This is a genomic window from Streptomyces sp. NPDC043427, from assembly GCF_056436655.1.
This window is the reverse complement of sequence record NZ_JBWKCC010000062.1, coordinates 1-9,233: the sequence shown is the minus strand read 5'-3', so window position 1 is coordinate 9,233 and position 9,233 is coordinate 1. Positions and strand designations below refer to the sequence as shown.

Annotated in this window: 2 protein-coding genes; both read right to left on the bottom strand. The window is 74.3% G+C overall.

What is annotated here, in order from left to right; genetic code table 11:
- The coding region (locus AC067M_RS45630; protein WP_478702889.1) for a type I polyketide synthase at positions 1-1,467 on the bottom strand (1,467 nt) is incomplete at its 3' end.
- Between the two features lie 20 nt (positions 1,468-1,487).
- Positions 1,488-9,209 carry an SDR family NAD(P)-dependent oxidoreductase gene (locus AC067M_RS45625; RefSeq protein WP_478702888.1) on the bottom strand — a complete coding sequence of 2,574 codons (7,722 nt, stop codon included), beginning with the start codon at positions 9,207-9,209 and terminating at the stop codon, positions 1,488-1,490.
- Between the last annotated feature and the right edge of the window lie 24 nt (positions 9,210-9,233).

The following is a 9,233-nucleotide window of genomic DNA, read 5'->3' as shown; positions in this document are numbered from 1 at the left end:
GACGAACTCACACAACCGGGCGGCCTGGGCACGCAGCGCGTCGGCGCTACGACCGGAGAGCACCACCGGCACCGGCAACGAGAGCACCGGCTCCGGCACAACGGGCACCGTCGTGGGCTCGGCGGCCGGGGCCTGCTCGATGATCACGTGCGCGTTGGTGCCGCTGACCCCGAACGCCGACACGGCCGCGCGACGGACCTCGGTCTCCGGCCAGGGCCGCGACTCGGCGAGCAGCTCCAGCGGGCCACCGGCCCAGTCGACGTGCGGGGTGGGGGTGTCGACGTGCAGCGTGCGGGGCAGCACCCCGTGGCGTATCGCCTGCACGACCTTGATCACACCCGCGACGCCCGCGGCGGCCTGGGTGTGGCCGATGTTGGACTTGACCGACCCCAGCCACAACGGCCGGTCGCGGTCGGCCCCGTAGACGGCCTGCAAGGCCTGCGCCTCCACGGGGTCGCCCAGCGAGGTGCCGGTGCCGTGTGCCTCCACCGCGTCGACGTCCCGGGGGGACAGTGCCGCGTTGGTCAGCGCCTCGATGATCACTCGGCGCTGCGCCTGGCCGTTGGGTGCGGTCAGTCCGTTGGAGGCGCCGTCCTGGTTGACCGCGGAGCCGCGGATGACGGCGAGCACCGGGTGGTTGTTGCGCTGCGCGTCGGACAGCCGCTCCAGCAGCAACATGCCGACGCCCTCGGACCAGCCGGTGCCGTCGGCACCGGCGGCGAACGCCTTGCACCGGCCGTCGGCGGCCAGCCCACCGAGCCGGTCGAACTCCACGTAGGTGCCAGGGGTGGACATGATGGTCACGCCGCCGGCCAGCGCCAGCGTCGTCTCCCCGGAGCGCAGCGACTGCACCGCCAGGTGCAGGGTGACCAGCGACGAGGAACAGGCGGTGTCCACGGTGACGGCGGGTCCTTCGAGACCGAAGGTGTAGGCGACCCGGCCGGTGGCGATGCTGGCGGCGTTCCCGTTGCCGATGAAGCCTTCCAACTCCGCGGGCACGCTGTCCGTCAGCGTCGCGTAGTCGTGGTACATCAGCCCGGCGAACACACCGGTACGGCTGCCGCGTAACGACGTCGGGTCGATCCCGGCGCGTTCGAACGCCTCCCAGGAGGTCTCCAGCAGCAGCCGCTGCTGCGGGTCCATGGCCAACGCCTCGCGCGGCGAGATCCCGAAGAAGCCGGCGTCGAACTCCCCGGCGTCGGCGACGAAGCCGCCGAGGCCGACCGGAAGTCCGGCCAGGTCCCACCCGCGGTCGGCGGGGAACCCGGTGATCCCGTCCCGGCCGACGGCCAGCATCTCCCACAGCTGCTCGGGCGTGCCCACCCCGCCCGGATAACGGCACGCCATGCCCACGATCGCGATCGGCTCGCGCCGGGCCTGTTCGATCTCGGCCAGCCTGTGCTGAGCGCTCTGCGCCTCGGCCAGTGCGCGCCGGAGATAGTCCCGGAGCCTGTCCTCGTTTGCCACGCGGATTCCCTTCCCTGCCCCTAGCTGGCGCCGAGGTCGTCGACGAGGTCGAACAGTTCGTCGTCGGAGGCCGACGACAGGTCCTGCTCCGGCGCGGAGCCGCTCTGCCCCTCACCGCCGTACTTGGCCAGCAGCGCAGTGAGCCGCATGCGCAGCTTCGACCGGTCCACGGCGCCGGGGTCGGCGTCCGCCAACGCCGCTTCGAGCCGGTCGAGCTCGGCAAGCGACGAGGTGGCCGGCGTGCCGTCCACGGCGGGCATGGACTCGTGCAGATGCGCGGCCAGCGCCACCGGGGTGGCGTACTCGAACACCACCGCGGCGGGCAGCCGGATGCCGGTGGCCGCGGTGAGCCGGTTGCGCAGTTCCACCGCGGCCAGCGAGTCGACGCCGAGCTCGGCGAAGGTCCGGTCGTCCGCCACGGCGACCGGCGAGTCGTAGGCCAGCACTGCGGCCGCTTCGGCGCGAACCAGCGCCAGCAGCGCCTTCTCCCGGTCCGGTCCGGACAGCGCGGTGAGCGCGTCGGCGGGCGCGGGAGCGATGCCGGCGGGCGGGGCGGGGGCTTGCCGGACCAGGCCGCGCAACACCGCCGGGACCGGCCCGCCGGAGCGGACGGCCGCCCGGTCCAGTCGCATGGGTACGAGCACCGGTTCGTCGACCGTGCGAGCCAGATCGAACAGCTCCAGCGCCTCGGTGGTGGCCAGCGGCCGCAGCCCGGCGCGGGCGATGCGGGCCAGGTCGGCCTCGGCAAGACCGCCGGTGATGCCGCTGCGCTGCTCCCACAACCCCCAGGCCAGCGAGGTGGCCGGAAGCCCGGCGGCGTGCCTGCCGCGGGCCAGCGCGTCCAGTGCGGCGTTGGCCGCCGAGTAGGCGCCCTGCCCGGCCGCGCCGAGCACCCCGGCGGCGGAGGAGAACAGCACGAAGTCGGTCAGCTCGCGTTCACGGGTCAGCTCGTCCAGCCATTGCGCGCCCAGCACCTTCGGCGCCAGCACCGCCCGCAACCGCTCCTCGGTCAGGCCGGTGACCACACCGTCGTCCACCACCCCGGCCGCATGCACCACCGCGGTCACCGGGTGCGCGGCCAGCAGCGCCGCCACCGCCTCCCGCTCGGCCACGTCACACGCCACGATCCGCGCGGTGGCGCCGAGTCGGGCGAGTTCGGCGGCCAGCTCGGCCGCGCCCGGGGTGTCCGGGCCGCGGCGACCGGTGAGCACCAGCTCGCGCACCCCGCAGTCGGCGGCCAGGTGCCGGGCCAGAGCCGCGCCGAGCGCGCCCAGCCCGCCGGTGATCAGCACCGGGCCGCCCGGGTCCCAGGCCGCGCCGTCCCGGTCGGTGATCCTGGACAGCGGGACACCGGCCAGCCGCGGCACGAGGACCACGCCGTCCCGCAGTACCAGCTGCCCGCCGGGCACATTCCACGCCGCGGCGGGGATCTCCGTGCCGTCCGTGCCCTCGACGTCCGCCAGCAGGAAGCGGTCCGGGTGCTCCTGCTGCACCGAGCGCAGCAGGCCCCAGACCGCGGCGGCGGCCGCGTCGGTGCGCGCGTTCCGGGTTCGCAGCGCCAGCCGGGTACCGGCGAAGCGGTCCTCGGCCAGCCAGGTGCGCACCGCGCCGAGGGCCCGGCCGGCCGCGGCGACCGGGTCGGCCTCGGTCCCGGCCGCCAGCACCACCACCTCGGGCAGCTCACGCCCGGCCAGCTCGGCCAGATCGCCGCAGGTCAGCACAGTCGGTTCGGGGCCGCCCCGCAGGGTCGCGGGCACCAGGTCCTCGGTGTACAGGACTTCGTGGTGACCGAGCTGTTCGGCCGAGACCGGCCGAACGGCGAGGGATTCCACCACCCCGACCGGGACGCCCGCCGGGTCGGCGAGTTCGATCCTGGCCGCGTCGGCGGCAACCGGGGTGATCCGCACCCGCAGCGCGGACGCGCCGGCGCGGCGCAGCGCGATCCCGGTCCAGGCGAACGGCAGCAGCGTGCGGTCACCGTGGTCCTCGTGCACGTAGCGCATCGCGTGCAGCGACGCGTCCAGCAGCGCGGGGTGCAGCCCGTAGCGGCCGGTGTCGGTGAGTTCGGGCAGGGCGATGTCGGCGAAGATCTCGTCGCCGCGCCGCCAGGCCGCGCGCAGGCCCTGGAACGCCGGGCCGTACTCCAGGCCGGTGGCGGCGAACTCGGCGTAGGCCGAGCCGACGTCCAGCGCGGTGGCGTCCGGCGGTGGCCAGGCGACCGGCTCGGCCTGGGGCGCGGCCACCACGGGGCCGAGCACGGCGCGGGCGTAGCAGGTCCACGGAGCGGGGTCCCCGGCCGGGCGGGCGTGCACGGTCAGCGGCCTGTCCCCAGCCGCGCCGGGCGCCCCGACCCGCAGCTGCACCTCCACTGCGCCGTCCTCCGGCAGCACCAGCGGCGCCTGAAGCGTCAGTTCGGCGACCTCGCCCGCGCCGGCCTCCGCGGCGGCGTGCAGGGCCAGTTCGACGAACACACTGCCGGGCACCACGGTCGCGCCGAGCACGGTGTGCTCCCCCAGCCAGCTCTGCGCCGACGTGGCCAGCCGGCCTGACAGCAGGAACCCGTCCTCCTCGGCGAACTCCACGGCCGAGTTCAGCATCGGGTGGCCGCCCCGGCGCGCCGGTTCGGCGTTGTCGAGCCAGTAGCGGCGGCGTTGGAAGGCGTACGTGGGCATCTCGACGCGGGGCGCGGCGGGCAGGTACTCCGCCCAGTCCACCGTGCCGCCGTGCGTGTGGAAGCGGGCCAGCCCGGTGGGCAGGGTCACCGATTCCGGCTGGTCGCGGCGCAGGAGGGGAATGAAGGCAGCCGTGGTGTCCTCCGGCAGACACCCCGGTCCTACGGCACTGAGCGCAGCGTCCGGACCGATCTCCACGAACCGCGTCACACCCTGCGCATGCAGATACCCCACCGCATCGGCGAAGCGCACCGTGTCCCGGACATTACGCACCCAGTAATCCACGCCCACCGGCGCCAGACCGGTTTCCACCGTCGACACGAACGCAATACGCGGCTCGGCGAAAGCCACACCCGCAACAGCGTCACGGAAACGATCCAGCACCGGCTCCACCAACGGCGAATGGAACGCATGACTGACACGCAACCGCGTGCTGCGCCAGCCCCGCTCCCCCGCCCGCTCCGCGACCCCGGCCACCGCCGACTCCGCACCCGACACCACCACCGAACGAGGCCCGTTGACCGCCGCGATCCCCACCTCACCCGACAGGACCCCGGCAACCTCCGCCTCCGCGGCGTTCACCGCGAGCATCGCCCCACCCGCCGGCAACTCCTGCATCAGCCCCGCCCGCGCACACACCAACGTGACCGCATCCTCCAGCGACAACACCCCCGCCACATGCGCCGCCGCCACCTCCCCCACCGAATGCCCCACCACGAAATCCGCCACCACACCGAACGACTCAAGCAACCGGAACAACGACACCTCAATGGCGAACAGGCCACACTGCGCGAACACCGTCTGATCGAGTTGCTCACCACCGTCCAGAATCACGGCACGCACCGAGCGGCCCAGCACCGATTCCAGCCGCGCACAGATGTCCTCGAACGACTCCGCGAACACCGGATACCGCTCCACCAACTCCCGGCCCATCCCAGACCACTGCGACCCCTGACCCGAAAACACAAACCCCGTCAACCCACCCCGACCCGCCACCCCACGAATCGCCCCCGGCACCCCCTGCGCCAACCCCGCAAGCCCCGCCAGCAACTCATCCCGCCCACCAGCCACCACCGCACCCCGATGCTCCAAAGCAGCACGCGACAGCGCCGCAGCCCGCGCCACCTCGGTGACGGCGACCCCGGACTCGGCGAGCAGATGCTCACGCAGCCGGGCCGCCTGGGCGCGCAGCGCGTCGGCGCTGCGGCCGGACACGAGCACCGGCACCGGCAGCGCCTCGGGCACGGCGGGCACCGTGGTGGGCTCGGCGGCCGGGGCCTGCTCGATGATCACGTGCGCGTTGGTGCCGCTGACCCCGAACGCCGACACGGCCGCGCGACGGACCTCGGTCTGAGGCCAGTCGATCGCCTCGGTGAGCAGCCGCACCTCGCCGGCCGACCAGTCCACGTGCGGGGTCGGTTCGCCCACGTGCAGGGTGCGCGGCAGCAGGCCGTGCCGCATCGCCTGTACGACCTTGATGATCCCGGCGACCCCTGCGGCGGCCTGGGTGTGGCCGATGTTGGACTTGACCGACCCCAGCCACAACGGCCGGTCGCGGTCGGCCCCGTACACGGTCATCAGGGCCTGCGCCTCGATCGGGTCGCCCAGGGAGGTGCCGGTGCCGTGCGCCTCCACCGCGTCGACGTCCGAAGGGGAGAGACCGGCGGCGTTCAGCGCCGCGCGGATGACCCGCTCCTGAGAGGGGCCGTTGGGCGCGGTGAGCCCGTTGGAGGCGCCGTCCTGGTTGACGGCCGAACCGCGCACGACGGCCAGCACCTCGTGGCCGTTGGCGCGCGCGTCGGACAGCCGCTCCAGCACCAGCATCCCGATGCCCTCGGACCAGCCGGTGCCGTCGGCGTCGGCGGAGAAGGACTTGCAGCGGCCGTCGGCGGCCAGGCCGCGCTGCCGGTCGAACTCGCGGAACGGGGTGGGGCTGGACATCACCGTCACGCCGCCGGCCAGCGCCAGGGTGGACTCGCCGGAGCGCAGGGACTGGGCGGCCAGGTGCAGCGCCACCATCGAGGACGAGCAGGCGGTGTCCACGGTGACAGCCGGGCCGGTGAACCCGAAGGTGTAGGCGACCCGGCCGGTGGCGATGCTGCCCAGGTTGCCGTTGCCCAGGTAACCCTCGAGTTCCTCGGGCACGTGCGCCAGCCTGGTCGCGTAGTCGTGGTACATCAGCCCGGCGAACACACCGGTACGGCTGCCGCGTAACGACGACGGGTCGATCCCGGCGCGTTCGAGCACCTCCCAGGACAGCTCCAGCAGCAGCCGCTGCTGCGGGTCCATGGCCAGTGCCTCGCGCGGCGAGATCCCGAAGAACGCCGGGTCGAAATCAGCAGCGCCGGGCAGGAAACCGCCGAGTCCGACCGGAAGTCCGGCCAGGTCCCAGCCGCGGTCGGCGGGGAACCCGGTAATTCCGTCCCGGCCGGCGGCCAGCATCTCCCACAGCTGCTCGGGCGTGCCCACCCCGCCCGGATAGCGGCACGCCATGCCCACGATCGCGATCGGCTCGTCCGCCGCGGCCGCCGGCGCGGGGGCAGTGGGTTCCGGTCCGGTCCGAAGGTCACCGGCCTCGGCGAGTACGAACCCGGCCAGCGCGGCCGGGGTGGGGTGGTCGAACACCAGGGTGGTGGGCAGCCGCAGCCCGGTGGCGGCGCCGAGCCGGTTGCGCAGTTCCAACGCGGTCAGCGAGTCGAAACCGAGGTCGGCGAAGGACCGCTCGTCCCCGACCTGTTCGGCCCCGGCCAGGTCCAGCACTCCCGCTGCCTGGGTGCGCACGAGGTCCAGGGCGGCGCGGCGGCGCTCCGGTGCGGGCAGCGTGCGCAGCCGTTCGGCCCAGCCTGACCGTTGCCGCGTGGGGCGGCGACCGCGAACCAGGCCCGTGAACACCGCGGGCAGCGGATCCAGCCGGTGCAGGGCGGCGGTGTCCAGCCGCATCGGCAATACGGCCGCCTCGTCGAGCCCGACGGCGGCGTCCAGCAGCGCGAGGGCCTCCTCGGTGGACAGGGCGGCGATGCCACTGCGCGCGATACGGGCCAGGTCTGCCTCGGCAAGCCGACCGGTGATGCCGCTGCGCTGCTCCCACAGGCCCCAGCCCAGCGAGGTGGCCGGAAGCCCGGCGGCGCGGCGCTGCCTGGCCAGTGCGTCCAGGTGGGCGTTGGCGGCGGAGTAGGCGGCCTGCCCGGCGTTGCCGAGGGTCGCGGAGGCGGAGGAGAACAGCACGAACCGGGTGAGGTCCCGGTCCCGGGTCAGCTCGTCCAGCCATTGTGCGCCCAGCACCTTCGGCGCCAGCACCGCGCGCAACCGCTCCTCGGTCAGGCCGGTGACCACACCGTCGTCCACCACCCCGGCGGCGTGCACCACCGCGGTCACCGGATGCGCGGCCAGCAGCGCCGCCACCGCCTCCCGCTCGGCCACGTCACACGCCACCACCGCCACCTCGGCACCCCGCCCACGCAGCTCCGCGACCAGCTCAGCCATCCCCGGCGCCTCACCACCCCGCCGAGAAGCCAGCACCAGACCACGCACCCCATGACGCTCCACCAGATGCCGCGCCACCAACCGCCCCAGCGCCCCACTCGCCCCCGTGACCAGCACCGTGCCCCCAGCCGACCACGGCACACCCCCACCCACCTCGGACACCCGGCCCAACCGCGGCACGAACACCCGCCCGCCACGCACCGCCAGTTGCGGTTCATCCGTCACCGCCAGCGCCGCGGTCAGCTCCGCGTCCGTGACGGTGGGGTCGGTCGTGTCCAGCAGCACGAACCGGTCGGGCCACTCGACCTGCGCCGAGCGCACCAGGCCCCACACGGCCGCGCCGGCCGGGTCGGGCACCTCCTCGGCGGTCGTGGCAACGGCACCGCGGGTAACGAGGACCAGCCGAGCACCCGGCGCGGGCTCCTCGGCCAGCCAGCCGCGCACCCACTCCAGCACGGCCGTGGTGCGCTCGGCCACCGGGGTGCCCTCGACCCGGAACAGCACGTCGGCGTCGGTGTCCCGGCGCTGCCCCGCGCGAGCGGGCGCCCAGTCCAGCCGGTACACCGAGTCCAGCCGCGCCGGCGGGCGCAGTTCACCGGTCGGGGCACGCAGCACCAGACGCTCGACGGTGCCGACCGGGGCGCCGCTGTCGTCGGCGAGGTCCACCCGGACCGCGTCGTCCCCGGTGGCGGTGAGCCGGACCCGCAGCGCGGCCGCGCCCGCGGCGTACCAGCGGACGCCGCGGAAGGCGAAGGGCAACCGCAGGCCGTCGTCGCCGCGCAGGGCCAGGGCGTGCAGCGCCGCGTCCAGCAGTGCCGGGTGCAGGCCGAACTCCGCGGCCTGGCCCCGCTGTTGGTCGGGCAGGGCGATCTCGGCGAAGATCTCGTCGCCGCGCCGCCAGGCCGCACGCAGGCCCTGGAAGGCTGGGCCGTAGCCGAGGCCGGTCTCGGCGAGCCGGGGGTAGAAGTCGTCCAGGGCGACGGCTTCGGCACCGGCCGGGGGCCACTGCACGAGATCCGCGCCGTCAGTGTCGTCGGTGGTGTCGGTGTCCTCGGACAGCACACCGGTGGCGTGCCGGGTCCAGGGCAGTGCGGGATCCTCCGGCCGGGAATACACCTCGATGCTGCGGCGGCCGACGTCGTCGGGTTCTCCGATGCCGACCCGCAGGGCGAGGCCGCCCTGGGCGGGCAGCGCCAGCGGCACCTCCAGTGTCAGCTCGTCCAGCCGGTGGTCACCGAGCAGTTCGGCAGCATGCCGGGCGAGTTCCACGAACGCGGTGCCGGGCAGCAGAACCGTGCCGGTGATCCGGTGGTCGGCCAGCCAGGGGTGGTTGCGCAGGCTCAACCGTCCGATCAGGACGGTGTCGATCACGCCGGGGAGGGAAACCAGCGCGCCGAGCAGCGGATGCCCGGCGGGCAGGGCACCGACCGCGGCCGGGTCGGCGGGTTCGGCGTTGTCTAGCCAGTAGCGGCGGCGTTGGAAGGCATACGTGGGCAGCTCGACCCGGGCCGCGGCCGGCAGATACCGGCTCCACTCGATGCTGCCGCCCTGCACGTGGAAACGGGCCAGCCCCGTCGCCAGGGTCACCGATTCCGGCTGGCCGCGGCGCAG